The following is a 25,710-nucleotide window of genomic DNA, read 5'->3' on the forward strand; positions in this document are numbered from 1 at the left end:
TCGCCGGGAGATGACTCGGGGCGGCTGCCCTTGCGGCGCAATTGCGCGGAACGGGCGGTCGGGGTGCGGTCCGGGTTGCCCTTGCGGCGCAATTGCGCGGAACGGGCGGTCGGGGTGCGGTCCGACCCGGCCCGCTGCACGCCGCCCACGGCGGCGCACGCGCCGGACGACGCTCGCGACGGCCGTGTCAGGCCCCCACGTCCTCCGCATCCACGATCCGGTACGCGTACCCCTGCTCGGCGAGGAACCGCTGCCGGTTCTGGGCGAAGTCGGCGTCGACGGTGTCGCGCGAGACGATCGTGTAGAAGTGCGCGGTGCGGCCCTCGGTCTTGGGGCGCAGCAGCCGGCCGAGGCGCTGGGCCTCCTCCTGGCGCGAGCCGAAGGACCCCGAGACCTGGATCGCGACCTCGGCCGAGGGGAGGTCGATCGAGAAGTTCGCGACCTTCGAGACGACCAGCAGCCCGATCTCGCCGGAGCGGAAGGCGTCGAAGAGCCGCTGCCGCTCCTTGACCGGCGTCTCGCCCTTGATCACCGGGGCGTCGAGCGCGGCGGCGAGCTCGTCGAGCTGGTCGATGTACTGGCCGATCACCAGCGTCGGCTGGCCGGGGTGCGAGGCGACCAGCGACTCGACGACCGAGATCTTGTGGTGCGTGCACGACGCCAGCCGGTAGCGCTCCTCCGGCTCGGCGGTCGCGTAGGCGATCCGCTCGGCCGACGGCAGCGTCACCCGCACCTCGACGCAGTCGGCCGGCGCGATCCAGCCCTGCGCCTCGATGTCCTTCCACGGCGCGTCGTAGCGCTTCGGCCCGATCAGCGAGAAGACGTCGCCCTCGCGGCCGTCCTCGCGCACGAGCGTGGCGGTGAGGCCGAGGCGGCGGCGGGCCTGGAGGTTCGCGGTCATCCGGAAGATCGGCGCGGGCAGCAGGTGCACCTCGTCGTACACGATCAGGCCCCAGTCGCGCGCGTCGAGCAACTCGAGGTGCGGGTAGACGCCCTTCCGCTTGGTCGTCAGCACCTGGTACGTCGCGATGGTGACCGGCCGGACCTCCTTGACGGCACCGGAGTACTCCCCGATCTCGTCCTCGGTGAGGGAGGTACGCCGGACGAGCTCGTCCTTCCACTGCCGGGCCGAGACGGTGTTGGTGACGAGGATCAGCGTGGTCGCCTTCGCCTCGGACATCGCGGCGGCGCCGACGAGGGTCTTGCCGGCCCCGCAGGGGAGCACGACGACCCCGGAGCCCCCGTGCCAGAAGGACTCCGCCGCCTCGCGCTGGTAGGGCCGCAGGTGCCAGCCGACCTCGGACAGGTCGATCGGGTGCGCCTCGCCGTCGACGTACCCGGCGAAGTCCTCGGCCGGCCAGCCGAGCTTGAGCAGCGCCTGCTTCAGGTTGCCGCGCTCCGAGGCGTGCACCAGCACGGTGTCGTCGTCGACGCGGGAGCCGATCATCCCGGCGACCTTCTTGGCGCGCAGGACCTCCTCGAGCACGGGCCGGTCGTTCGAGACCAGCGCCAGCCCGTGGACCGGGTGCTTCTCCAGCCGCTGGCGGCCGTAGCGCGCCATCGTCTCGGCGACGTCGATCAGCAGCGCGTGCGGGACGGCGTAGCGGCTGTACTCGAGCAGCGTGTCGATCACCTGCTCGGCGTCGTGGCCCGCGGCGCGCGCGTTCCAGAGCCCGAGCGGCGTCAGCCGGTAGGTGTGCACGTGCTCCGGCGAGCGCTCCAGCTCCGCGAACGGGGCGATCGCCTTGCGGCAGTCGGCGGCGCGCTCGTGGTCGATCTCGAGGAGCAGGGTCTTGTCCGACTGGACGATGAGCGGACCGTCATTCACCCGACAAGCCTACGAACGGTCATGCGCCGGCCTTCTGCCGCGCACGGAAGGCGGCCACGTTGGCCCGCGAGGAGCAGCGGTCGGAGCAGTAGCGACGCGAGCGGTTCGGCGAGGTGTCGACGAAGACGTTCGTGCACGGGTGGGCCGAGCAGACGCCGAGCCGGTCGGGGCCCAGGTCGCAGACCAGCGTGGCCAGGCCGAGCAGCGACTCGCCGACGAGCAGCTCGGCGACGCTGGCGTTGTCGGTCGCGACGTGCAGGTGCAGGTCCTGGGCGTCGTGGTCGGAGATCCGCGGCGTGATCGGGTGGTGCGACATCAGCTCGTTCAGCCCGCCGACCACGTCGCCGACCCGGCGGTCGTCACCGGCCTCGAACACCGGCCGCAGCTCGCGCTGGAACTTCCGCATCAGCATGCAGTCCCGGTCGCTGGCGCGGTCGCGCAGCCACGGCCGGTCGTCGAGGTACGCCGCCAGCCCGGCGACATCGCTCATGTCGGCGTTCAGCAGCGCGGCCGAGGCCTCGGCGTAGCGGAGGAAGTCCACGGTCGAATCGTAGGGACTAGGCGGTCACCGGGCGCACCGTCGTGATGCGGTGGACGGCAAAGGTTCGGACGTCGTCGCTGCGGTGGTCGTGCGCGGTCAGCGACCCGCCCTCGACCCGGATCGGGTCGACGAGCCGCTCGGAGGTGGACCCCTGGTTGTCGACGTACCCGATCAGCACGGACTCCTCGGCCTCGATCGCCTCGCGCAGTGCGGCCATCGACCCGCTCGGCGAGAGCGTCTCCGCCGCTGCGGCCGGCCGGGAGGACGCGGCGCGGTCGCCGGCGCGGATCGCGGTGACGACATGCGCGGTGTGGGCGGTCTCGCGGGCGGCGCGGGCCGCCCGCGGCCGGTGTTCCTTGGGCGTCCGGGCCCGCAGTTGGTCGGGCCGCGCGACGTGCACGGTGCCGTCGGCGGCCTCGACCACGGGCGCCGCCCCGAGCTCGCGCAGCCGCGGCAGCAGCACGTCGAGGGGCGTCGAGCTCACCAGCACCGTCGGCGCGATCCGGCGCAGCCCCAGGGTCCCGGCGCGCGGGTGGTGCAGCAGCCCGGTCAGCGCCGCGTCGTCGTCGGAGCGCAGGAACGCCTCCGCGTGCCCGACGCGGACGGTGCCGTAGGTCCGCGCGGTGTCGTCGACCAGGTAGGTCAGCGGCTGGGGGACCGGGGTGCGCGAGACCGAGGAGACGAAGTCGTGCAGCTCGACCGCGGACCAGCCCATGTCCAGCGCCCGGCGGACCGATCCCGGCGTGAAGCGGTAGACGGTGGCGCCGCCCCGCGACTCCACGTCGGCCACGACCTGCAGCCGGCGGGCCAGCTGCGACTCGAGCGGGCCGGGGGCGACCGCGGTCAGGTCGGCCTGGAGCAGCACGTGGTCGACGGGGGCGGGGAGGAGGGCGTCGAGCCGCTTCTCCGCCTCGGCGCGCTCGCCGGCCACGAACGCACGGCCGAAGGACGTCAGTCCGCCGAGCGCGACCACGCCGAGCACCGCGGCCTCGTCGACGGCCCACGCGACCTGGGAGTCCCGCGTGCGCGGGCGACGGGGGCGGAGCCAGGCGATCCGGCGGACCAGGGACGGCACGCCCGTCCCGGCGGCGAGCACCTCGCCGGCCGGCAGCCCGGCCAGCTCGTCGAGCGCCATCCGCCGGCTCTCGACCTGGTGGATCCCCGCGAGCTCGGGTGCCAATGCGTTCCACACCTTGCCGGCCGGGTCGCGGCCGCCCACGAGGCCGGGCATCCGGGGCGACTCCAGCCAGGCCTGCGCCAGCGCCGCCCAGCGCTCCGCGACCGGGCGGGCGGTCCACTGGTCGAAGAGGTCCGTCGGCACCCAGGCGGGGTTGCCGTCCGGGTCGGCGGAGGTGGCGATCAGGCCGGCGGCGTACGCCGTCTCGACGAGGAGTGCCGCCGTCGGCTCGTCGACGTGCAGGTCGGTGGCGGTGGCGCGGAGGTCGCGCACGCCGAGGCCGCCGCTGCGCAGCGCCGACGGGGGAGTGAGGCCCCACTGGTCCAGGAGCAGCTCGACCCGACGCACCGTCTCGAACGCCGCGCCCGCGCCGCTGCGGTCGACCAGCGCCTCCCCGCGGTCCGTGGTCGCGAGCGTGGGGACGACGTCCACCGGCTCGGTCGTCGTCCGGCCCCCACGCAGCGCGAGGCCGACCTCGCCCGGCAGTACGACGACGCCGCCGCTGCGCGGGACCAGCAGCCGGCGCGCGAGCAGTTCCTCGGCCGGCGTCTCGGCGTCCTCGGGCAGCACGGTGTGGCGCGAGGTCCCGGTGGTCGCCTCGCCGCCCGACTCGAGCACGTGGTCGAGAAGCCCGCGGGCCTGCGGGGAGAGCTCGTCGAGCCGGCGGCGTACCTCCTCCTGCGACGGCGGCTCGGCCGACATCGGCCGCAGCCCGCTGACCGTCAGCGCCTCGGCCACCCCGCTGAGCGCCCGCACGCCCTGGGTCGACTCCCAGGCCAGGGCGAGGTCCAGCAGCCGGTCGAGCGCGGCGGCCACGGACCCCGGCGCCGCGTGCACGACGGCCGCCAGGTCGCCCGGTGTGGTTTGCCCGACCACCACGAGGGCATCTAGGACACTGAGCTCGACCTGCGACAGCTGGTCGAGCGCTCGGAGCAGCGAGGTCCGGGTGGCGGCACGGGACGCCAGCTGGCCTGAGTCATGAGGGGCCGGAGTGGCGAGATCAGGGCGGTCGAGGAGCAGGCGGGACAGCCGGTCGTCCGACCAGCTGCGCAGCTGGTCGGCGAGCGTGCGGTACCCGGACGTGGCCATCGTCCCCACGTTAGGGCACGACCCCCAGCACGGTGGCCGACCCGCAGGACGGCAGCGATGAGGCAGGTCGAGGTCCACCACGGCGCCGCCACCGACGTCGGTCGCGTGCGCGAGGTCAACGAGGACGCCTGGATGGCGGCCGCGCCGGTCTTCGCCGTCGCCGACGGCATGGGCGGTCACGAGGGGGGCGACGTCGCGAGCCGGATCGTGGTCGAGGAGTTCGCCCACCTCGCCGAGCGCGGCTACGACCCGCGCCGCGGCCGGGAGGCCGTGGCCGAGGTGCTCGCCGAGGCGCAGCGCCGCATCCTGGAGTACGCCGAGCAGCAGGCCGACGAGGGCGTCGCCGCGCGCCGGCGGGCCGGCACGACGGCGGTCGCCGCGCTGCTCGTCGAGGACGAGTCCGGCCCCGCGTGGCTGCTCGCGAACCTGGGCGACTCCCGGGTCTACCGCTTCGTCGACGGCGCGCTGGCGCAGGTGAGCAACGACCACAGCCTGGTGCAGGAGCTCGTCGACGCCGGCCGGATCAGCCCGGAGGAGGCGGCCGTCCACCCCGAGCGCAACGTCATCACCCGGGCGCTGGGCGAGTCCCTCGGCGTCGAGCCCGACTACTTCGTGCTCCGCCTGGCCGACGCCGAGCGACTGCTGCTCTGCACCGACGGTGTCACCGGCATGATCGACGACGCGGCCATCGCGCAGCTGCTCGCCGAGGCGACCGACCCGCGCGACGCCGCCGACCGGCTGGTCGCCGCGGCCGTCGCCGCCGGCGGCGAGGACAACGCGACCGCGGTCGTCATCGACGTCGTCGGCCTGGTGCCCGAGGACCACTACGACCCCGACCGCCAGCGCGCCAGCCTGGAGAAAAAGCTCGGAGCCCGCCCATGACCGCGACCTGGTCCTGCCGCAGCGGGGCCTGGTTCGGCATCTTCGGCGAGGGTGCCGCCGTCCTGCTGCCGCCGACCGAGAAGGCGCGCGTGGCTCCGGTCTGGGAGCTCGTCGACGACGGCGCCGGCTTCGACGAGACGCTCGACGCCCTCATCTCCTCGGGCCTGCGCGACCTGCCCGGCTTCGTCCTGGTCAGCCGCGACGGTGACGAGACCCGGGTGGTGCTCCGCGGCGAGGCGCGCGCCCACTTCGCCACCGGTGACGACGTCGTCCACGTCGAGGGGGATCGCGCCACGACCTGGGTCGAGCGCACCCTCCACGGCGTGACCCGGGCCCGGCTCGAGGTCGCGGACGCACCCGACGACGCCGACCTCGTCGTCGCCCACGGGCTGCTCCGCGTGGCGACGGCCGAGTGGACCGGCAGCGTCGTCGAGCCCGACGCCGACCACGACGCCGACGCCCACGCCGACCCCGACCACGACGGCCACACGCAGGCCGGCCCGGAGACCCCGCGTCGCCCGCTGCCCGGCATCCCCGGCCAGCCGCCCGCGCCGCCGATCACGCGGCCCGTGGCCCGGCTCGAGCTGCCGACCGGGGAGACCGTCGAGGTCGACCGGGTGGTCGTCGTCGGCCGTGCCCCCGAGGCCCGCGACCACGAGGGCACGCCGCCGCGGCTGGTCCGCGTGTCCAGCCCGCACCAGGAGATCTCCTCGACCCACCTCGAGATCCGGCCCGGCTCCGGCGCCGACCACGGCTCGGCCGTCGCCACCGACCTCGGCTCCACCAACGGCACCCTGCTCGTGCAGCCCGGCCTGCCGCCGGAGGACCTCAAGGCCGGCGTCCCGGTGCAGCTGATCCCCGGCGCCGTGCTCGACCTCGGTGACGGCGTGAGCATCCGGGTGGTGTCGCCGTGAGGCCGGCCGCGGAGCTCGACCACCGGTTCTACGGGTTCGCCGTCGACCGGCTGGTGATGGGGGCGATCGACGGCCTCGCGGTCTACCTCGCCTGGCGGTTCCTCATCGACCGCGACCAGGTCGCCGCGGGCGTCGCCGTCATCGCCGCCACCGTCCTCGTCGGGTACGCCGCCTTCGCGGTGGTGCTCGGCCTGACCGGGTCCTCGCCCGGGAACGCGCTGCTCGGCCTGCGGGTCGTGCAGGCCGGCACGGACCTGCCGATCGGCGCCGGCCGGGCCCTGCTGCGCCAGCTCGTGCTGGGCGTCGCCACGGTGCCGACCTTCGGGCTCGGCACCGCCACCCTCGCCTGGACCGCGGCGATGGATCCCGGAGGTCGCCGGCACGGCTGGCACGACCGGGTCGCCGGCTCCGAGGTCGTCGACGTGCGGCCGGTGCCGGAGGAGCCCGTCGAGGTCGACGCCGGCCCGCGGCACGTCGTCAACCTGACCGCGATGCGCCTGGTGCCCGCGCCCTCGATGCCGCCCCCACCGCCCCCCGTGGCGGCCCGGCCGGCCGCACCCCCGTCCCCGCCCCGCCCTCAGCCCCACCGCCAGTCCCAGCCGAGGCCCGAGCCCCACCCGGTGCCGGAGCGGACGCCGCAGCACCGCGCGCCCGACCCGGTCCCGGCGGCCGCCCCGCCGAAGCAGCAGCTCGGCTACCCCCTGGTGGCCGAGCCCGCCGGGCCCCCGGCCCGGTGGCGGGTCAGCTTCGACTCCGGGGAGTCCTTCGTCGTCGGCGGCCTGACGCTGATCGGTCGCCGCCCCGAGGGCCGTTCGGGCGAGGACGTCCACCAGGCGGTCCCGCTGCGCTCGGAGGACATGTCGCTGTCCAAGACCCATGCCCAGCTCCAGGTCGTCGCGGACGGCGTACTCGTGGTGATGGACCGCGGGTCGACCAACGGGTCGGTGCTGCTGCGGCAGGGAGTCGCGCGGGACCTCGCCGCCGGCCGGCCCACCACGCTCCTCGACGGCGACCACGTGCGGTTCGGCGACCGGATCATGGCCGTGGCGCGCGATGGTTCCCCGCAGCAGTGACGAACGTGACGAGCCGCCCTGCCTCTCTCGTCGGTGACACCGCGGCGTGTCAACTGCTCCCCAACCAGCGCCACCAGCTCGAGCACCGAGGCCGGGTCCCGTCACCTCCGGGTGGTGGGCCCCGGCCCATCTCCGCGGGGGTTCCGACCCTTCCCGCGACCCGTGGTGTGTGCGTAGGTTGCTGGAATGAGCTTCGAGTACGAAGGCACCGCGTCCACCAGCGCTTCCCCTGCCGACGTCTGGCACCTCTGGGCCGACGTCGGCAGCTGGCACTGTTGGGACCCGGCAGTGCAGCGCGTGGCCCTCGAGGGCCACTTCGCGGAGGGCGCGGCCGGCACCCTCTGTCTGGAGGGCGACATCGAGGCGCCGTTCGTCCTGGAGATCGTCGAGCCCGGTTCGCGGTTCCTGGACCGGATCACCATGGGTGACCTGGTCATCCACGTCGACCACGAGGTCAAGGCGACCGCCGACGGCTCGGAGATCACGGTGCGCACCGTCGTCAGCGGGCCCGGCGCCCAGGACGTCGGCCCGATGGTCACCGCCGACACCCCGAAGGTCCTCGCGGGGCTGGTCGAGCTGGCCGAGAAGCGCTGACCGCCCCCGGGATGGAGGCCTACGCCGTCGGGGAGACCGAGCCCCCGCTGCTCGAGGAGACCATCGGCGCCAACCTCGAGCGCACGGTCGCGGCCCACGCGGACCGCGAGGCGCTGGTCGAGGTCGCGAGCGGCCGCCGGTGGACCTGGGCCGAGCTGGACCGTGACGTCGACGCCCTCGCGGTCGGCCTGGTCCGCGCCGGCATCGGCAAGGGCGACCGGGTCGGCATCTGGTCGCCCAACTGCGCGGAGTGGACGCTGACGCAGTACGCCACCGCGAAGATCGGCGCGGTGCTCGTCAACATCAACCCGGCCTACCGCACCCACGAGCTCGCCTACGCGTTGAACCAGTCCGGCACGAGGCTGCTGGTCACCGCGACGTCGTTCAAGACCAGCGACTACCCGGCGATGGTGGCCGAGGTCGTCGACGAGACGCCGGTCGAGCAGGTCGTCCACCTCGGGTCGCCGGAGTGGGAGGCGCTCGCGTCGGCCGACGGCTCCCTCGCCGATGTCGTGACCTGGACGCTGACCCCGGACGATCCGATCAACATCCAGTACACGTCGGGCACGACCGGCTACCCGAAGGGCGCCACGCTCAGCCACCGCAACATCCTCAACAACGGCTACTTCACGACGGAGCTGATCGGCTTCACCGAGGAGGACCGTCTCTGTATCCCAGTGCCCTTCTATCATTGCTTCGGGATGGTCATGGGCAATCTCGGCTGCACCGCCCACGGCGCGACGATGGTGATCCCGGCGCCGGGCTTCGACCCCGAGATCACGCTGCGCACGATCGCGGAGGAGCAGTGCACCGCGGTGTACGGCGTACCGACGATGTTCATCGCGATGCAGAACCACCCGACGTTCGCCTCGCACGACCTGTCCTCGCTGCGCACCGGCATCATGGCCGGCTCGATCTGCCCGGTCGAGGTGATGAAGCGCTGCGTGCACGAGATGCACATGGCCGAGGTGTCCATCGCCTACGGCATGACCGAGACCTCGCCGGTGTCGTGCCAGACCCGCGCCGACGACGACCTCGAGCGGCGGACCGCGACCATCGGCCGGGTCCACCCGCACGTCGAGGTGAAGGTCGTCGACCCGGTCACCGGCGAGACCGTGGAGCGGGGGCAGCCGGGCGAGCTCTGCACGCGCGGCTACTCGGTGATGCTCGGCTACTGGGACGACGAGGAGAAGACTGCCGAGGCGATCGACGTCGACGGGTGGATGCACACCGGTGACCTCGCCGAGATGCGGGAGGACGGCTACTGCAACATCGTCGGCCGGATCAAGGACATGGTCATCCGGGGCGGTGAGAATATCTATCCCCGCGAGATCGAGGAGTTCCTCTACGCCCACCCCGACGTGGAGGACGTGCAGGTGATCGGCGTCCCCGACGAGAGGTACGGCGAGGAGCTCTGTGCCTGGATCAAGATGCGGTCGGGTGCCCCGCCCCTCGACGCCGACGCCGTCCGCGCCTACGCCACCGGCAGGCTCGCGCACTACAAGATCCCGCGCTACGTGATGGTCGTCGAGGAGTTCCCGATGACCGTCACCGGCAAGATCCGCAAGGTCCAGATGCGCGAGGAGTCCGCGAAGGCGCTGGGCTTGGGGTAGTCCCTGACGAAATGGGGGTCGACACGCCGGGCTGACCCCCGTCTCGTCAGGGACTACCCCGGATCAGCGGGTGATGAGGACCGGGATCCGGGTGACGGTCCCGGTCGAGCCGGTCCAGGTGATGAAGCCGTCGTCGTCCGGCTGCGGCAGCGACGTCCGGCCGACGGTGACGGTGAACGACCCGCTCTCGCCGGGCGCGAGGCGCAGGGAGGCGGGGGAGACCTCGACGTCGTGGCGCTCGAAGCCGCGCACCCGCGCGAGGAAGGTGACGGTGCGGCCGGTGACGTTGGTGACCGTCCGCTCGGCGGTGTCGGCGGTCCCGCCGAGCAGCACCGACGGCGTGTTCAGGTCGCCGGCCAGGGTGGCCGAGAGCCAGCTGCGGTAGTCGGTGGGCTCGACGTCGTAGACCAGGCCGGCCCGCGCCTCCGGGTCGGGGACGACGCGGCCGGCGCCGGCGGCCAGCACCGAGGCGCCGGGCAGCGGGCGCGCGGTGGTCGCCAGGGCCGAGCGGACGGCGGCCTCGGACCAGTCGGGGTGCCGGGCGACCAGCAGGGCGGCGGCACCGCTGGTGATCGCGGTCGACACCGAGGTGCCCGAGGCGAGGTTCCAGCCGCCGGGCACCGCGCCGAGCACGCCGCTGCCGGTGGCCACCAGGTCGGGCTTGGCGACCGGCCCCTCCGGGTCGCCGTGGCTCGACCAGCGGGCGACCCGGTGCGCGGCCCGGTCGGCGCCCAGGGGCTCGAGGTCGATCCGGCCGTCCGGGTGCGCGGCCGCCCAGCGGCGTACCTCCCGGGCGGGACCGACCGCGAGGTGGACGGTGGGGACGCGGTGGAAGTCGGCGGCCACGGAGCCGCGGCGGGTGTTGGCGAGGACCATGCCGGCGCCGTCGGCGCGGGCGACCGCCTCGGACTTGTCGACGCGGGCGATCCTGCCGCGGTCGCACAGCACGACCCGCCCCGCGACCCGGGCGGCGTCGAGGCTGCCCGGGGTGCACACCCGTGCCTCCTGCCGCGTCGCGTCGGCGGTGGCGACGTCGGCGGCGAGCACCAGCCGCGCGGACCCGACGCCGCGGGCGGCGGCCATCGCGCCGGTCAGGGCGCGCCCGTCGGGCAGCCGGACCTCGCCCCGGCGCACCGGGCCGGCGGCGGCGCCGACGGTGGTGACCCAGGGGGAGGGGTGGGCGGCGACGGTGTCGGCGGTGTTGCCGGCGGCGGCGACCACGGCGACGCCGTTCTCCGCCGCGCCGAGCAGCGCCCGCTCGACGGTGTCGAACTCGTCCGGTCCGCCGACGGCCAGGTTCAGGACGTCGACGCGGTCGGCCGTGGCCGCGTCGATCGCGCTGACCAGGTCGGCCGTCGAGCAGCCGTCGTCGGCCGGGTCGGGCGCGGTCCAGCACGCCTTGTAGACCGCGAGCCGCGCCTGCGGTGCCACGCCGGCGTACGTCCCGAGCCGCTGGCCGCGGACGCGAGCAGCGACCCCGGCGTTGCCGGCCGCGATCGAGGCGACCTGGCTGCCGTGCCCGGACCGGTCGCGGGCGGACAGCGACTCCTCCGTGCGGATCCGGTCGGCCCCGAAGCCGTCGACGAACCAGCGGGCGCCGACCACCTTCGCCGAGCAGTCCTCGGCCGACCAGGCCTCGCCGGCCACGCACTCGCCCATGAAGCCGTCGGGCTCGGGCCCCAGGTCGCCGACGCCGGAGAACACCGCCGACTCCGGGGCGATCCCGGTGTCGACCACGCCGATCACCGTGCCGGCGCCGCCCGCGGTCCGCCGCGGCAGTCCGGGTACGGCGGTCGCCGGCTGCGCCCTCCCGGCCAGCGGACGCACGGCGTCCCTCTCGACCAGGGCGACGTCCTCGTCGCGGGACAGCTCGGCCGCGTCGGCCGGAGCGAGCCGGACGGCGACGCCGTTGAGGGCGGTGGTCCAGCGGTAGACGGGGGCCGGGTTGCCCACGGTCGCCAGCACGGCGTCCTGCCGGGCGTGCAGCGTGAGCTCGCCCAGGAGGCCGGTCGTCCCCGGGCCGCGGAGCGTCACGAGGTAGAGGTCGCCGTCCTCGACCACGGCGTGCGCGGCCGACGGTGGCGCGACCGTGACGAGGGCAGCCGACAGCGCAGCAACACCTGCCGCGATCGTGGCTCGCACGGTTCCCCCTCGGGCACTACCGTCACGTGAGCCACTCATTGTGACAGGCGTTTCTCGATCTCTCACCCCGATCCCTACGCTGATCCCATGCATGCAGCGCCCCTGGTCGTCGGCTTCGACCTCGACATGACGCTGATCGACACCGCGCCCGGGTTCCGCGACGTGCTCGCCGCGCTCGGCGCCGAGCTGGGCGTCGAGCTCCCGGTCGAGGAGATGACCAGGAAGCTCGGCCCGCCGCTCGACCTGCTCCTCGAGCCCTACCTGGCGCTTGAGGCGATCGGCCCGGCCGGCGACCGGTTCCGCGCGCTCTACCCCGACCACGCCGTGGTCGGCACGCCCGCCCTAGCCGGCGCCCACGAGGCCATCGCCGCCGTCCGTGCCCACGCCGGCCGGGTCGTGGTCGTCACCGGCAAGTACCCCGCCAACGCGCAGCTCCACCTCGACCATCTCGCCTTCGACGTCGACCACCTCGAGGGCTGGGTGTGGGGCGTCGGCAAGGCCGACGTCCTCCGGCGCGAGGGCGCGACGATCTACGTCGGCGACCACGTCCACGACGTCGAGGGCGCTCTAGCCGCTGGGGCGCTGAGCGTCTCGGTGCTGACCGGCGGCTGCACCCGCGAGGAGCTGGTCGAGGCCGGCACGCACGTCGTCCTCGACAGCCTCCACGAGTTCCCGGCCTGGCTCGACGAGCACCTCCTCGACCTGCGCCTGGACGCGCTCGCCGCGGACCTGCGCGAGCGCGGGTCGGTGCTGGTCGCCTACAGCGGCGGCGCCGACAGCGCCTTCCTGCTCGCCGCCGCGGTGCGGGCGCTCGGGCCGGAGCGGGTCGCCGCCGCGACCGGCTACTCCGACTCGCTGCCGCAGTCCGAGCGCGACCCCGCCCGCGACTTCGCGGCGTCCCTCGGCGTGCAGGTCCTCACGCCGAAGACCCACGAGATGGAGCGTGAGGGCTACCGCGCGAACGGCGCCGACCGCTGCTACTTCTGCAAGGCCGAGCTGATCGAGGTGCTCGCGCCGCTGGCGGCCGCGCAGGGTCTCGCGCACGTCGTGACCGGCACCAACGCCGACGACGCCGTCGCCGGCTTCCGCCCCGGCATCCGGGCCGCCGACGAGCGCGGCGCGATCGCCCCGCTGCGCGACGCCGGGCTCACCAAGGCCCAGGTGCGCGCCGCCTCGCGGCGCTGGGGACTGCCGACCTGGGACAAGCCCGCCGCCGCGTGCCTCTCCTCACGGGTGGCGTACGGCGTCGAGGTGACTCCCTTCCGGCTGGGCCGGGTCGAGCGCGCGGAGGCCGCCGCCCGCGCCGCGCTCGCGGGTGCCGGCCTGGTGAACCTCCGCGTCCGCGACCTCGGCGACCGGGCCTCGGTCGAGGTGGACGCTGCGCTGCTGCCGCTCGACGCGGATGTCGAGGAGCAGGTGCTGGCCGGCGTACGCGACGCGGGCTTCGACCGGGCCGCGGTGGACCCCCGCGGATTTCGTTCCGGCTCCCTCAACGAAGCCCTCTAGAGTTGTCTCTCGCAGCAACCCGTCATCAGGAAGAGGACAGATCGTGCCCACTGGCAAGGTGAAGTGGTTCGACGCCGACAAGGGTTTCGGCTTCCTCTCCCAGGAGGACGGGCCCGACGTCTACGTGCACGCCGACGCGCTGCCCGAGGGCGCGACGCTCAAGCCGGGCACCCGCGTGGAGTTCGGCATCGCCCAGGGACGCCGCGGTGAGCAGGCCCTCCAGGTGAAGGTGCTCGACCGGCCGGCCTCGGTCTCGCGCAACCAGCGCGACCAGCGCCGCAAGAAGCCCGACGAGATGGCCACGATCGTCGAGGACCTGATCCGGCTGCTCGACGGCGTCGGCGAGGCGTACCGCCACGGGCGCCACCCCGACCCGAAGACCGCGCGCCCCACGGCCAAGCTGCTCCGCGCGCTGGCGGACGAGCTCGAGCTCTGAGCCGGTTCCCGGCTAGTTCCCCGTCGCGACCTCGCGTCCCATCCGGCGCGGGTGGCGGGCGAGGACGAAGGCGCCCCACGCGGTGAGCACCCCGAGCGCGACGCCGAGGCCGAGGCGCGGCGGGTCGATCGGCATCGCGATGCCGACGAAGCCGCCGACGACCCAGGCGAGCTGGAGCGTGGTGTCGCTGCGTGCGAAGGCGCTCGCCTGCACCCGGTGCGGCACGTCGCGCTGGATGGTCGCGTCGAGGGAGAACTTGGCCAGCGCCTGGCCGAGCCCGGCCACCAGGCCGAGCAGGGCGAGCGCGAGCACGCCGTAGAACAGGAAGCCGAGGACGACGACCGCGACGTCGGCGACGAGCACCGCCGAGACGGTGACCGCCGGGTTGATCCTCTTCAGCACCGACGCCGCGACGACGCCGAGGAGGTTGCCGGCCGCGGCACCGCCGACCACGAGCGCGGTGAGCACCTCGGTGCTCCAACCGTCGAGGGGGTTCTCGCGCAGCTGGAACGCCATGAACATGATGAGGAAGCCCGACAGCCAGCGCGGGGCGCAGTTCGCGCGCAGCGCGTAGGCGACGGCCGGCGGGATGCGGACGCTGCCGGTGCGGGCGTTCTCCGTGTCGCCGCGCAGGACGAGGTCGCCCTCGCCCTCGGACGAGTCGACCCGTGCGGGCAGCCGGATGGCGGCGATGGTCGCGGCCACGAAGAGCAGGAACGCGTAGCGCAGCACCCACTCCGGGCCGGCGAGCGAGGCCAGGCCCGCGATCGGCGCCGACACCGCGACGCCGACGATGCCCGACATCGAGACCCGCCCGTTCGCCTTGACCAGCGTGAAGTCGCGGGGCAGCAGCCGGGGTACGGCGGCGGCTCGCGTCACGCCGTACGCCTTGGACGCGACGAGCACGCCGAGCGCGGCGGGGAACAGCCACGCGGAGTCGGTGACCACGGCCCCCGCGAGCGCCCAGCACAGGAACGCCCGGGTCGCCATGGTCGCGCCGATCGCCCAGCGCCGACCGTGGGCGAACCGGTCGAGGAACGGGCCGATCAGCGGCGCCACGATCGCGAACGGCAGCATCGTGAGCGCGAGGAAGAGCGCCACCTGGCCGCGCGCCTCGCCCGACGGCACCGTGAAGAACAGCGTGCCCGCCAGCGAGATCGCCACCGCCGCGTCGCCGGCGGTGTTGAAGAAGTGCATCTGGATCAGGCGCGAGAGGCCGGACTCGCCGGCGCCCTGGGCCTCCGCCGCCCGCCGGGCGGTGCGCATCGTGAAGCTCCCGGCGCGGCGGGTCGCCCGCGCGGTGGCCCCGAACCCCCTCGAGACCTTGGACCCGCCGGCGGCGGTCGTGGGGTCGGTGGGCTCGGCCATGGCCCCATCCTGCCCGGTCGACCCCCACCCGAACTGACATCTGGGGCCGTCGTGGGTCATGATTCGGTCGTGATCACCGCCGTGCGCCCCAAGTCCGACTCCGCCTGCGTGGCGGCCGTGGACGTCGCGCGCGCCGCGCTGCTCGAGGACGTCCCCGCCGCGGACGCCGGCGAGCACCTCGGTCACGTGGTCGAGGGCGAGCGCGTCGTCACCCATCTCTTCGCGTGCACCCGCGCGGGGTACGTCGGCTGGCGCTGGTCGGTCACCGTCGCCCGGGCGCCGCGCCAGAAGCAGGTCACGGTCGACGAGGTCGTGCTCATCCCCGGCGACGAGGCGATCGTCGCCCCGGCGTGGGTCCCCTACCGCGAGCGGATCAAGCCCGGCGACCTGTCCCCGGGCGACCTGCTGCCGGTGTCCGACGACGACCCGCGGCTGGTCCCGACCTACGCCTTCGGCGACGACGAGCTGGACGGCGACGCCAAGGCGCAGATCCGCACAGTGGCCAAGGAGCTCGGCCTCGGCCGGGTCCGCACGCTCTCGCCGGAGGGCCGCGAGCTCGCCGCCCAGCGGTGGTACGACGGCGACGGCGGCCCCGACTCGCCGCTGGCCCGCTCCGCCCCGGACGCCTGCACCACCTGCGGCTTCCTGCTGCGCCTCAACGGCCCGCTCTCGGAGTTGTTCGGGGTGTGCGCCAACGGGGACGCCAACGACGACGGCCGGGTCGTGTCCTTCGACCACGGATGCGGTGCCCACTCGGAGGTCCGGCTCGCCAAGAAGCACGAGCCGCAGCCCCTTCCGGAGCCGGTGTTCGACACCCTCACCCCGGACGAGATCGAGCTGTTCTAGGCGCCCGGTCCTACAGCTCCGCCACCGGCCGTCCCTCGGCCCGCGCCTTGCGCCGGCGCCGGCAGTACTCCAGCCCGAACAGCCCCAGGCCGAAGCCGGCCAGGCAGGTCCAGAGCCACCACTCGCTGCCGTGGTCCTCCAGCCGGCCGTAGAACGGCAGCAGGGCGATGAAGCCGACCAGCCACACCGCCGTACCGACCTCGACGGTGCGCACGCCGTCGACGTCGAGCGGCTCGACGTCGGCCACGAAGAACGTCCGGTTGCCGAACTCACGGGTCATCGGCTGTTCGCCCTGCGGTTCCACGTGAGACACGCTAGTCGACGCCCCCTCTCGTCTGGGATGCTGCGCGCCGTGAGCACTCAGACCACGGCCGCCTCGAGCGGCATCGATCGCTTCTTCAAGATCACCGAGAGGGGATCGACCGTCGGCCGCGAGGTCCGCGGTGGCCTCGTCACGTTTTTCACGATGGCCTACATCATCGTGCTGAACCCGTTGATCCTCGGCTTCGCGGCGGACGAGGACGGCCAGCTCCTCGGCGGCGGCACGGAGCCGAACCTGGCGATGATCGCCGCCGGTACGGCGCTGGTCGCTGGCCTCATGACGATCCTCATGGGCGTCGTGGCCAACTACCCCCTCGCGCTCGCGACCGGGCTCGGCCTCAACGCGTTCGTCGCCTTCTCGATCGCCAGCCAGATGACCTGGGCCGACGCCATGGGCCTGGTCGTCATCGAGGGCCTGCTGATCCTGGTGCTCGTGCTGACCGGCTTCCGGGAGGCGGTGTTCCACGCCGTGCCCGCGCAGCTCAAGGTCGCCATCTCGGTCGGCATCGGTCTCTTCATCGCGCTGATCGGCTTCGTCGACGCCGGCTTCGTGACCCGCACGGACGCCGAGACCAACACGGTCCCGGTCGAGCTCGGGCAGGGCGGCGAGCTCGCCGGCTGGCCGGTCGTCGTCTTCTGCATCGGCCTGCTGCTCGTGATCGCCCTGTGGGTGCTCCGCGTCAAGGGCGCGATCCTGATCTCGATCGCGGTGACCACCGCGATCGCGCTGGTCGTCGAGGCGATCGGCGAGCCGAAGGTGTGGGGCCTCACCAAGCCGGTCTGGCCCGAGGACGTCATCAAGACCCCGGACTTCGGCACGGTCGGCGAGTTCAGCCTGCTCGGCTCGTGGGAGAACGCCGGTGTCATCACCGTCGTCCTGCTGATCTTCACGCTCATGCTCGCCGACTTCTTCGACACCATGGGCACGATGACCGCCATCGGTGCCGAGGCCGGTCTGCTCCGGGAGGACGGCACCCCGCCGAACACCCGCCGGATCCTCGTCGTCGACTCGATCGCCGCGGCCGCCGGTGGTGCCGGCGGCGTCTCGTCGAACACCTCCTACATCGAGTCGGCCTCCGGCGTCGGCGAGGGCGCCCGCACCGGCCTCGCCTCGGTCGTGACCGGTGTGCTGTTCCTCGTCGCGATCTTCCTGGCGCCGCTCGTGGAGATGATCCCGGCCCAGGCGGCGGTCCCGGCGCTGGTCCTGGTCGGGTTCCTGATGATGCAGCAGGTCAAGGGCATCGACTGGGACGACCTCGAGATCGCCATCCCGGCGTTCCTCACCATCGTGCTGATGCCGTTCACCTACTCGATCACCGTCGGCATCGGCGCCGGCTTCGTGACCTACGTCTTCATCAAGCTCGTCCGGGGCAAGGTCGCCACCATCCACCCGCTCATGTGGGTGGTCGCGGCGCTCTTCGTCGTCTACTTCGCCATCGGCCCCATCACCAACTGGCTCACCTGAGCCCGTCGTCAACGCCGAGTCGGCGCAGTCTCAGCTGAGACTGCGCCGACTCGGCATTTCAGGAGCAGGCAGGCACTGTCACGGTGACCGGAATAGTTAGCACAGGTAATGAGTTATGCTAACGAAATGCCTACCGTGGAGAAGGTCGTCAGGACGGACGCCGGGCTCGCCGCCGAGCTCCGGCTCAGCGTCATGCGCCTGCGTCGCCGGCTGGCCAACGAGCGCCATCCGGACAACGAGCTGAGCCTCAACCAGATGGCGGTGCTCGGCTGCCTGTTCCGCAACGGCGGGGCGCTGACCGTCGGGGAGCTCGCCTCCGCCGAGCGGGTGCAGCCGCCGTCGATGACGCGGTCCGTCAACTGCCTCGAGCGCAGCGGCGACGTCGTACGCCGCCCGCACGAGACCGACGGCCGCCAGGTCGTCGTCCAGCTGAGTGACCAGGGCCGGGCGCGAGTGCTCGCCGATCGAGACCGCCGCGACGCCTGGCTGAACCAGCGCCTGAAGGAGCTCAGCCCCGAGCAGCGCGCCACCCTCCGCAAGGCAGCCCCCATCCTCGAAGACCTCGCCCAGAAGGACTGATCACCACGAGCCCCACGTTCCGCGCCCTCCGCAATCCGAACTACCGGTTGTACCTGGCCGGCAGCGCGGTGTCGAACACCGGCACCTGGATGCAACGCGTGGCGCAGGACTGGCTCGTCCTCCAGCTCCCCGGCAACTCCGGCACCGAGCTGGGCATCACCACCGGGCTGCAGTTCCTCCCGGTGCTGCTGCTCAGCCCGTACGCCGGCGTGATCGCCGACCGCTTCCCGAAGCGCCGCCTCCTCCAGGTGACGCAGGCGACGATGGCGGCCGCCTCCCTGGTCCTCGGCCTGATCGCCGTGCTCGGCCTCGCGCAGACGTGGCACGTCTACCTGATCGCGTTCCTGTTCGGCATCGGCTCGGCGTTCGACGCCCCGGCCCGCCAGTCGTTCGTCTCCGAGATGGTCGGCCAGGACGACCTCACCAACGCGGTCGGCCTCAACTCGGCGAGCTTCAACGCGGCCCGCATCCTCGGCCCGGCGCTGGCCGGCCTGATGATCGGCGTGCTCGGCGGCGGGGCCGAGGCCACCGGCTGGGTCATCCTCATCAACGCGATCTCCTACGCAGCGGTCATCGCGCAGCTGGAGCGGATGAACACCGCGCTCCTCAACACCCCGGACGCGCAGCCACGCACGCCGGGCATGCTCGCCGAGGGCGTCCGCTACGTCCGCAGCCAGCCCAAGATGGTGATGATCCTGATCATCGTCTTCTTCGCGGGCACCTTCGGGATGAACTTCCAGATCACCTCGGCGCTGATGGCCACCGAGGTCTTCGGCAAGGGCGCCGGCGAGTTCGGCCTCCTCGGCTCGGCGATGGCGGTCGGCTCGCTGACCGGTGCGCTCATGGCGGCCCGCCGCGTGCGGATCCGGATGCGGCTGATCGTGGGCGCCGGCCTGGCCTTCGGCGTGGCCGAGATCGTGGCCGGCTTCCTGCCGACGTACCTCGCCTTCGCGCTGTTCAGCCCGGTCATTGGGTTCTGCACGCTGACCCTGCTGAACTCCGCCAACGCGACCATGCAGCTCGAGTCCGACCCCCGGCTCCGCGGACGCGTGATGGCGCTCTACATGACCATCGTGATGGGCGGTACGCCGCTCGGCTCCCCGATCATCGGCTGGATCGGCACCCACCTCGGTGCCCGCTGGAGTCTGGTCATCGGCGGCGTGCTGACGATCGTGGGAGTACTCTTGGCTCTCGCCGTGTACGCACGGCTCCGCGGAGGCGCCCGCAGCGTTTTGCATGCCGTCGAGCCCCCGGGTAGCCTTAATCCTCGTGTCTGGGACAACCAGGCCGTTGCGCGTGCCCGGAAGCAGTCGAGTGAACAGGCTCTCGGCTCCGGCACGGAAATCCCCGTCAGCGAGACCGTGAGCGGCTCCCGCTGATCGGCGGGCCGGGCGACACGCCCGACCTCGGGGGCGAGCAGCGCGGGTTGGGTTCGCACCAGCCGGACACGAAGCAGCACACCGTGCGAGCAGAGCGTTCGTACTGAGAGCGGAAAAGAAGGGGAACCACTCAGGTGCCCACCATTCAGCAGTTGGTCCGCAAGGGCCGCCAGGACAAGGTGTCGAAGAACAAGACGCCGGCCCTGAAGGGATCGCCGCAGCGCCGAGGCGTCTGCACGCGCGTCTACACCACCACCCCGAAGAAGCCGAACTCCGCCCTGCGCAAGGTCGCCCGTGTGCGCCTGTCCAGCGGCGTCGAGGTCACCGCCTACATCCCGGGTGTCGGTCACAACCTCCAGGAGCACTCGATCGTGCTCGTCCGCGGCGGCCGTGTGAAGGACCTTCCCGGCGTCCGCTACAAGATCATCCGCGGCACCCTCGACACCCAGGGCGTCAAGAACCGCAAGCAGGCTCGCAGCCGCTACGGCGCCAAGAAGGAGAAGAGCTGACATGCCGCGCAAGGGTCCCGCTCCGAAGCGCCCGATCGACGTCGACCCGGTCTACGGGTCGCAGCTGGTCACCCAGCTCGTCTCGAAGGTGCTCCAGGACGGCAAGAAGCAGGTCGCTCAGCGCATCGTCTACACCGCGCTCGAGGGCTGCCGCGAGAAGACCGGCACCGACCCGGTCGTCACGCTGAAGCGTGCGCTCGACAACGTCAAGCCGGCCATCGAGGTTAAGTCCCGCCGCGTCGGTGGTGCGACCTACCAGGTCCCGATCGAGGTCAAGGGCACGCGCGGCACCACGCTCGCGCTGCGCTGGCTCGTCGGCTACGCCGCCGACCGTCGCGAGAAGACGATGCACGAGCGCCTCATGAACGAGATCCTCGACGCCTCCAACGGCCTCGGTGCCGCTGTGAAGAAGCGCGAGGACACCCACAAGATGGCCGAGTCCAACAAGGCCTTCGCGCACTACCGCTGGTGACCACGGGCGCGGGCGACCATCGTCGCCCGCGCTCCACACCGCAATTCCTACTTTCTAAGGAACGCTGACAACAGTGGCTGTCGACATCACCACGGACCTCAACAAGGTCCGCAACATCGGCATCATGGCGCACATCGACGCCGGCAAGACCACCACCACCGAGCGCATCCTCTTCTACACCGGCATCACCTACAAGATCGGTGAGGTCCACGAGGGCGCGGCCACGATGGACTGGATGGAGCAGGAGCAGGAGCGCGGCATCACGATCACGTCCGCCGCGACGACCTGCTGGTGGAAGAACCACCAGATCAACATCATCGACACCCCGGGCCACGTGGACTTCACGGCCGAGGTCGAGCGCTCGCTGCGCGTCCTCGACGGCGCCGTCGCGGTGTTCGACGGTGTCGCCGGTGTCGAGCCCCAGACCATGACCGTGTGGCGCCAGGCGAACAAGTACTCGGTGCCCCGCATGTGCTTCGTCAACAAGCTGGACCGCACCGGCGCGGACTTCTTCCGCTGCGTCGACATGATGGTCGAGCGCCTCAACAGCACCCCGCTGGTCCTCCAGCTCCCGATCGGGGCCGAGAGCGACTTCCTGGGTGTCATCGACCTGGTCGGCATGCGCGCGCTCACCTGGCGCGGCGAGACCACCATGGGTGAGGACTACGCCGTCGAGGAGATCCCCGCGGAGCTGGCCGAGCAGGCCGCGGAGTACCGCGAGAAGCTGCTCGAGACGCTGTCGGAGGCCGACGACGAGATCATGGAGAAGTACCTCGAGGAGGGTGAGTTCACCGTCGACGAGCTCGAGGCCGCGATCCGTCGCGCCACGCTCGCCGACAAGCTCAACCCGGTCCTCTGCGGCACCGCGTTCAAGAACAAGGGCGTGCAGCCCCTGCTCGACGCGGTCGTGAAGTTCCTCCCCTCGCCTCTCGACATCGACGCGATCATCGGCCACAAGCCGAACGACGAGGAGACCACGATCTCCCGCAAGCCGTCGGACGACGAGCCGTTCTCGGGCCTGGCCTACAAGATCGCCTCGGACCCGCACCTCGGCAAGCTGATCTACGTCCGCGTGTACTCGGGCAAGCTCGAGGCGGGCTCGACCGTGGTCAACTCGGTCACCGGCCGCAAGGAGCGGATCGGCAAGGTCTACCAGATGCACGCGAACAAGCGTGAGGAGATCGCGTCGGTCGGCGCCGGCCAGATCGTCGCCGTCATGGGCCTGAAGGACACCAAGACCGGTCACACCCTGTGCGACCCGAGCAACCAGGTCGTCCTCGAGTCGATGACGTTCCCGGCCCCGGTGATCGAGGTCGCGATCGAGCCCAAGACCAAGGGCGACCAGGAGAAGCTCGGCACCGCGATCCAGCGGCTCTCCGACGAGGACCCGACCTTCACGGTCAAGTCCGACGAGGAGACCGGCCAGACGATCATCGCCGGCATGGGCGAGCTCCACCTGGAGATCCTCGTCGACCGGATGAAGCGCGAGTTCCGCGTCGAGGCCACCGTCGGCAAGCCGCAGGTCGCCTACCGCGAGACCCTTCGCAAGGAGGTCACGAACCACAGCTACACGCACAAGAAGCAGACCGGTGGTTCGGGTCAGTTCGCGAAGGTCGTCGTCTCGCTCGGTCCGAACATCGACCCCGAGACCGGCACCGGCGCGGGCTACGAGTTCGTGAACAACGTCTCCGGTGGTCGCGTCCCGCGCGAGTACATCCCGTCGGTCGACCAGGGTGGCCAGGAGGCCATGGAGTTCGGCGTCCTCGCCGGCTACCCGATGGTCGACGTGAAGTTCACGCTCGAGGACGGCGCCTACCACGACGTCGACTCGTCCGAGCTCGCGTTCAAGATCGCCGGCAACCAGGCCTTCAAGGAGGCCGCCCGCATGGCCAAGCCCGTGCTGCTGGAGCCGATGTTCGCGGTGGAGGTGACGACCCCCGAGTCGTTCCTCGGCACCGTCATCGGTGACATCAACAGCCGTCGTGGCCAGATCCAGGCACAGGAGGAGCGTCACGGTGACATGGTCATCAACGCCCTCGTGCCGCTGTCCGAGATGTTCGGGTACGTTGGCGACCTGAGGTCCAAGACCTCCGGCCAGGCTTCGTACTCGATGGAGTTCGACTCGTACGCCGAGGTTCCCACGAACATCGCCGACGAGATCATCAAGAAGGTTCGCGGCGAGTAATCGTCACTGACCCTCGGCAGTACACCCAGCAAGTACGAGTCAAGTACCACATCAACCCAGGAGGAGCCCACAGTGGCTAAGGCGAAGTTCGAGCGGACCAAGCCGCACGTCAACATCGGCACGATCGGTCACATCGACCACGGCAAGACCACCCTGACTGCCGCGATCACCAAGGTCCTGCACGACAAGTACCCGGACCTGAACCCGTTCACGCCGTTCGACGAGATCGACAAGGCTCCGGAGGAGCGCCAGCGCGGTATCACGATCTCGATCGCGCACGTCGAGTACCAGACCGAGGCGCGCCACTACGCGCACGTCGACTGCCCGGGTCACGCGGACTACATCAAGAACATGATCACCGGCGCGGCCCAGATGGACGGCGCGATCCTCGTGGTCGCCGCCACCGACGGCCCGATGCCGCAGACCCGTGAGCACGTGCTGCTCGCCCGCCAGGTCGGCGTGCCGGCCCTGGTCGTCGCCCTGAACAAGTGCGACATGGTCGACGACGAGGAGCTCATCGAGCTCGTCGAGATGGAGGTGCGCGAGCTCCTCTCCGAGTACGAGTTCCCGGGCGACGACATCCCGGTCGTGCGCGTGGCGGCCTTCCCGGCCCTCAACGGCGACGCCAAGTGGGGCGAGTCGGTCCTCGAGCTGATGAACGCGGTCGACGAGTACATCCCGACCCCGGAGCGCGAGACGGACAAGCCGTTCCTCATGCCCGTCGAGGACGTCTTCACGATCACCGGTCGTGGCACCGTCATCACCGGTCGCATCGAGCGCGGCATCGTCAAGGTCGGCGAGGACGTCGAGATCGTCGGCATCCGCGAGGGCTCGCAGAAGTCCACCGTCACCGGTGTCGAGATGTTCCGCAAGCTTCTCGACGAGGGCCAGGCCGGTGAGAACGTCGGTCTGCTGCTTCGTGGCACCAAGCGCGAGGACGTCGAGCGCGGCATGGTCGTCATCAAGCCGGGCACCACGACCCCGCACACCAACTTCGAGGCCTCGGTCTACATCCTCTCGAAGGAGGAGGGCGGCCGTCACACGCCGTTCTTCAACAACTACCGTCCGCAGTTCTACTTCCGGACCACGGACGTGACCGGCGTCGTGACCCTCCCCGAGGGCACCGAGATGGTCATGCCGGGTGACAACACCGAGATGTCGGTGGAGCTCATCCAGCCGATCGCCATGGACGAGGGTCTGCGCTTCGCGATCCGCGAGGGTGGCCGCACCGTCGGCGCCGGCCGGGTCACCAAGATCACCAAGTGACCTGACCTGACCTAGTCAGACACAGCAAGGGCCCCCGGCCGTCAGGCTGGGGGCCCTTGCTGTGTCCGCTGACCTGTCAGGAATGGTCGTCCGGCCGCCGCTGACCCGTCAGGAATGGCCGACCAGAAGTGACAGGTCAGCGGGCTCGGGACGACCGGAAGTGACAGGTCAGCGAAGGAGGGCGGCGACGGCCTCGCCGAAGACCTCGGTGTGCCGGTCGACGTCCGCCTCGGTGTGGTGCGGGCTGAACAGCGCCATGTTGTGGAACGGCGTCAGCAGCACGCCGCGGTTGAGGCACCACAGGTGCAGGAAGCCCTCGAGCTCCTCGTCGACCGCGGCGGCCGCCGCGGCGCCGTCGCGCGGGGGCGGGCAGAACCAGTACTCCGCCCGGCAGCCGAGCTGCTGCACGTGCCAACCGAGGCCGTGCTCGGCGATCACGCCGGCGACGCCGTCGGTGAACCGCTCCGCCAGGGGTACGGCGACCGCGAAGTCCTCCTCGCGCAGGCAGGTCGAGAGCGTCGCCCGGATCGCGGCCAGCGCGAGCGCGTTGCCGGTGAGCGTGCCGCCCACGCCCGCGACGTCGATCTCGTGGCCCAGCATCGGGCCGGTGAGCCGGTCCCGCACCTCCGCGCTCAGGCCGTACGCCGCACAGGGGATGCCGCCGCCGATCGGCTTGCCGACGACCAGCAGGTCGGGCTCGAGGCCCCACGCGGCGGTCGCGCCGCCGGGGCCGGAGCACAGGGTGTGGGTCTCGTCGATGACGAGCAGCACCCCGTGCCTGCGGGTGATCTCGCGGACCGCGTCGAGGTAGCCGGGCTCGGGCAGCACGATGCCGATGTTGGTGAGCGCCGGCTCCATGAGCAGGCACGCCACGTCGCCCAGCGCGAGCCGCCGGTCGAGCGCCTCGGCGTCGTTGAACGGCACGACCGCCGTGGTCGCCGAGACCGGCACCTGCGGGCCGAGCGCCCCGGGGCGGGGGACGACCGCGTCGCCGTCGAGCACGGCCAGGGTCTCGTCGACCGTGCCGTGGTAGCACCAGTCCATCACCGCGATCCGCGGCCGGCCGGTGAGGTGGCGCGCGAAGCGCAGCACGAACCGGTTCGCGTCGGTCGCCGACATCGCCAGCTGCCACGACGGCAGCCCGAAGCGCCGGGTGAGCTCCTCGCCCACCCACACCGCGTCGGCCGACGGCAGCATCGTGGTGATGCCCCGCGACGCCCGCTCGGCCAGGGCCGACGTCACCTGCGGCAGCGCGTGGCCGGTCATCGCGCCGGTGTCGCCGAGGCAGAGGTCGACGTACTCGATCCCGTCGACGTCGGTCAGCCGCGCGCCGGAGGCGGAGTCGAAGAAGAGCGGGAAGCGGCCCGGCCACCGGGTCATCCACGGCATCGGCACCCCCGCCAGCAGCGGCCCCCGGGCCTGCTCGGCGAGGTCGGCGGAGCGCGGGTGGAGGTCGGCGAACCGGTCCTCCTCCTGGGCGCGGAGGGTGGCGAGTCGGTCCGGCGCGATCATGGTTGCGAAGATA

General features: G+C 72.2%; 22 protein-coding genes. 15 read left to right on the forward strand and 7 right to left on the reverse strand.

The features are described from left to right. Positions 1-187: 187 nt before the first annotated feature. Genes ACYQ0U_RS08290 through ACYQ0U_RS08300 form a run of 3 tightly spaced genes read right to left on the reverse strand, consistent with a single transcriptional unit; the run spans position 188 to position 4,635 of the window. Positions 188-1,828 carry a DNA repair helicase XPB gene (locus ACYQ0U_RS08290; RefSeq protein ID WP_459971506.1) on the reverse strand — a complete coding sequence of 547 codons (1,641 nt, stop codon included), beginning with the start codon at positions 1,826-1,828 and terminating at the stop codon, positions 188-190. A gap of 19 nt (positions 1,829-1,847) precedes the next feature. Continuing rightward, the gene (locus tag ACYQ0U_RS08295) at positions 1,848-2,369 is read right to left on the reverse strand and encodes a CGNR zinc finger domain-containing protein (RefSeq protein WP_459971508.1); all 522 of its coding nucleotides are present in this window, start codon (positions 2,367-2,369) and stop codon (positions 1,848-1,850) included. Positions 2,370-2,385: 16 nt separating this feature from the next. After that, a complete protein-coding gene (locus ACYQ0U_RS08300) occupies positions 2,386-4,635 on the reverse strand; it encodes a helicase C-terminal domain-containing protein (protein ID WP_459971510.1) in 2,250 nt (749 codons plus the stop codon). A 57-nt stretch (positions 4,636-4,692) separates the two neighbouring features. Here ACYQ0U_RS08300 and ACYQ0U_RS08305 point away from each other — a divergent pair, with 57 nt between their 5' ends. The 5 genes from ACYQ0U_RS08305 to ACYQ0U_RS08325 all read left to right on the forward strand — a co-directional run bounded on the left by ACYQ0U_RS08305 (position 4,693) and on the right by ACYQ0U_RS08325 (position 9,711). Next, complete coding sequence (locus ACYQ0U_RS08305; protein WP_459971513.1) at positions 4,693-5,517, forward strand: PP2C family protein-serine/threonine phosphatase; 825 nt, start codon at positions 4,693-4,695, stop codon at positions 5,515-5,517. Then, complete coding sequence (locus ACYQ0U_RS08310; RefSeq protein WP_459971515.1) at positions 5,514-6,431, forward strand: FHA domain-containing protein; 918 nt, start codon at positions 5,514-5,516, stop codon at positions 6,429-6,431. The genes ACYQ0U_RS08305 and ACYQ0U_RS08310 overlap by 4 nt, the downstream gene beginning before the upstream one ends. Then, a complete protein-coding gene (locus tag ACYQ0U_RS08315; protein ID WP_459971517.1) occupies positions 6,428-7,504 on the forward strand; it encodes an RDD family protein in 1,077 nt (358 codons plus the stop codon). The genes ACYQ0U_RS08310 and ACYQ0U_RS08315 overlap by 4 nt, the downstream gene beginning before the upstream one ends. Positions 7,505-7,690: 186 nt before the next feature. Next, positions 7,691-8,098, forward strand: coding sequence for an SRPBCC family protein (locus ACYQ0U_RS08320; RefSeq protein ID WP_459971519.1), 408 nt, complete (start codon positions 7,691-7,693; stop codon positions 8,096-8,098). A gap of 11 nt (positions 8,099-8,109) precedes the next feature. Continuing rightward, positions 8,110-9,711: an AMP-binding protein gene (locus ACYQ0U_RS08325; protein ID WP_459971522.1), complete on the forward strand. Its 1,602-nt coding sequence runs from the start codon at positions 8,110-8,112 to the stop codon at positions 9,709-9,711. A 63-nt stretch (positions 9,712-9,774) separates the two neighbouring features. On the opposite strand, the gene ACYQ0U_RS08330 is transcribed toward ACYQ0U_RS08325, so the two are convergent. Next, on the reverse strand, positions 9,775-11,853 hold the full coding sequence (locus tag ACYQ0U_RS08330; protein ID WP_459971524.1) for a S8 family serine peptidase: 2,079 nt from the start codon (positions 11,851-11,853) through the stop codon (positions 9,775-9,777). Positions 11,854-11,940: 87 nt separating this feature from the next. Here ACYQ0U_RS08330 and larE point away from each other — a divergent pair, with 87 nt between their 5' ends. Both larE and ACYQ0U_RS08340 read left to right on the forward strand, forming a co-directional pair. Beyond that, positions 11,941-13,359 carry an ATP-dependent sacrificial sulfur transferase LarE gene (gene larE / locus ACYQ0U_RS08335; RefSeq protein ID WP_459971526.1) on the forward strand — a complete coding sequence of 473 codons (1,419 nt, stop codon included), beginning with the start codon at positions 11,941-11,943 and terminating at the stop codon, positions 13,357-13,359. 43 nt (positions 13,360-13,402) lie between these two features. Beyond that, on the forward strand, positions 13,403-13,795 hold the full coding sequence (locus tag ACYQ0U_RS08340; RefSeq protein ID WP_459971530.1) for a cold-shock protein: 393 nt from the start codon (positions 13,403-13,405) through the stop codon (positions 13,793-13,795). A gap of 12 nt (positions 13,796-13,807) precedes the next feature. Here ACYQ0U_RS08340 and ACYQ0U_RS08345 read toward each other — a convergent pair whose 3' ends face one another. Beyond that, a complete protein-coding gene (locus ACYQ0U_RS08345) occupies positions 13,808-15,163 on the reverse strand; it encodes an MFS transporter (protein ID WP_459971532.1) in 1,356 nt (451 codons plus the stop codon). A 69-nt stretch (positions 15,164-15,232) separates the two neighbouring features. On the opposite strand from ACYQ0U_RS08345, the gene ACYQ0U_RS08350 reads away from it, so the two are divergent. After that, positions 15,233-16,009 carry a DUF3027 domain-containing protein gene (locus ACYQ0U_RS08350; RefSeq protein ID WP_459971534.1) on the forward strand — a complete coding sequence of 259 codons (777 nt, stop codon included), beginning with the start codon at positions 15,233-15,235 and terminating at the stop codon, positions 16,007-16,009. Positions 16,010-16,019: 10 nt separating this feature from the next. Here ACYQ0U_RS08350 and ACYQ0U_RS08355 read toward each other — a convergent pair whose 3' ends face one another. Beyond that, the gene (locus ACYQ0U_RS08355; RefSeq protein WP_459971536.1) at positions 16,020-16,313 is read right to left on the reverse strand and encodes a DUF2530 domain-containing protein; all 294 of its coding nucleotides are present in this window, start codon (positions 16,311-16,313) and stop codon (positions 16,020-16,022) included. A gap of 36 nt (positions 16,314-16,349) precedes the next feature. On the opposite strand from ACYQ0U_RS08355, the gene ACYQ0U_RS08360 reads away from it, so the two are divergent. From ACYQ0U_RS08360 to tuf, 7 genes are all read left to right on the forward strand, one after another. Then, a complete protein-coding gene (locus tag ACYQ0U_RS08360) occupies positions 16,350-17,795 on the forward strand; it encodes an NCS2 family permease (protein WP_459971538.1) in 1,446 nt (481 codons plus the stop codon). Positions 17,796-17,921: 126 nt separating this feature from the next. Then, positions 17,922-18,374 carry a MarR family winged helix-turn-helix transcriptional regulator gene (locus tag ACYQ0U_RS08365; RefSeq protein ID WP_459971540.1) on the forward strand — a complete coding sequence of 151 codons (453 nt, stop codon included), beginning with the start codon at positions 17,922-17,924 and terminating at the stop codon, positions 18,372-18,374. Next, complete coding sequence (locus ACYQ0U_RS08370) at positions 18,374-19,753, forward strand: MFS transporter (protein WP_459971865.1); 1,380 nt, start codon at positions 18,374-18,376, stop codon at positions 19,751-19,753. The genes ACYQ0U_RS08365 and ACYQ0U_RS08370 overlap by 1 nt, the downstream gene beginning before the upstream one ends. Positions 19,754-19,887: 134 nt before the next feature. Then, positions 19,888-20,262: a 30S ribosomal protein S12 gene (rpsL, locus tag ACYQ0U_RS08375; protein ID WP_011757353.1), complete on the forward strand. Its 375-nt coding sequence runs from the start codon at positions 19,888-19,890 to the stop codon at positions 20,260-20,262. Position 20,263: 1 nt separating this feature from the next. Beyond that, a complete protein-coding gene (gene rpsG, locus ACYQ0U_RS08380; RefSeq protein ID WP_028636427.1) occupies positions 20,264-20,734 on the forward strand; it encodes a 30S ribosomal protein S7 in 471 nt (156 codons plus the stop codon). 73 nt (positions 20,735-20,807) lie between these two features. Continuing rightward, positions 20,808-22,919 carry an elongation factor G gene (fusA, locus tag ACYQ0U_RS08385; RefSeq protein WP_459971544.1) on the forward strand — a complete coding sequence of 704 codons (2,112 nt, stop codon included), beginning with the start codon at positions 20,808-20,810 and terminating at the stop codon, positions 22,917-22,919. Between the two features lie 72 nt (positions 22,920-22,991). Next, complete coding sequence (gene tuf / locus ACYQ0U_RS08390) at positions 22,992-24,185, forward strand: elongation factor Tu (RefSeq protein WP_459971546.1); 1,194 nt, start codon at positions 22,992-22,994, stop codon at positions 24,183-24,185. Between the two features lie 168 nt (positions 24,186-24,353). Here the strand turns inward: tuf and ACYQ0U_RS08395 are convergent, their stop codons facing one another. Further along, complete coding sequence (locus tag ACYQ0U_RS08395) at positions 24,354-25,697, reverse strand: aspartate aminotransferase family protein (RefSeq protein ID WP_459971547.1); 1,344 nt, start codon at positions 25,695-25,697, stop codon at positions 24,354-24,356. Positions 25,698-25,710 lie beyond the last annotated feature (13 nt).

It is taken from the genome of Nocardioides pyridinolyticus (assembly GCF_054653575.1).

Excerpts from the sequence above, each read along its gene's own strand:
- ACYQ0U_RS08300 (WP_459971510.1), bottom strand. The coding sequence starts at position 4,635 with ATGGCCACGTCCGGGTACCGCACGCTCGCCGACCAGCTGCGCAGCTGG.
- ACYQ0U_RS08305 (WP_459971513.1), top strand. The coding sequence starts at position 4,693 with ATGAGGCAGGTCGAGGTCCACCACGGCGCCGCCACCGACGTCGGTCGC.
- ACYQ0U_RS08310 (WP_459971515.1), top strand. The coding sequence starts at position 5,514 with ATGACCGCGACCTGGTCCTGCCGCAGCGGGGCCTGGTTCGGCATCTTC.
- ACYQ0U_RS08320 (WP_459971519.1), top strand. The coding sequence starts at position 7,691 with ATGAGCTTCGAGTACGAAGGCACCGCGTCCACCAGCGCTTCCCCTGCC.
- ACYQ0U_RS08325 (WP_459971522.1), top strand. The coding sequence starts at position 8,110 with ATGGAGGCCTACGCCGTCGGGGAGACCGAGCCCCCGCTGCTCGAGGAG.
- larE (WP_459971526.1), top strand. The coding sequence starts at position 11,941 with ATGCATGCAGCGCCCCTGGTCGTCGGCTTCGACCTCGACATGACGCTG.
- ACYQ0U_RS08345 (WP_459971532.1), bottom strand. The coding sequence starts at position 15,163 with ATGGCCGAGCCCACCGACCCCACGACCGCCGCCGGCGGGTCCAAGGTC.
- ACYQ0U_RS08360 (WP_459971538.1), top strand. The coding sequence starts at position 16,350 with ATGCTGCGCGCCGTGAGCACTCAGACCACGGCCGCCTCGAGCGGCATC.
- ACYQ0U_RS08365 (WP_459971540.1), top strand. The coding sequence starts at position 17,922 with ATGCCTACCGTGGAGAAGGTCGTCAGGACGGACGCCGGGCTCGCCGCC.
- rpsG (WP_028636427.1), top strand. The coding sequence starts at position 20,264 with ATGCCGCGCAAGGGTCCCGCTCCGAAGCGCCCGATCGACGTCGACCCG.
- ACYQ0U_RS08395 (WP_459971547.1), bottom strand. The coding sequence starts at position 25,697 with ATGATCGCGCCGGACCGACTCGCCACCCTCCGCGCCCAGGAGGAGGAC.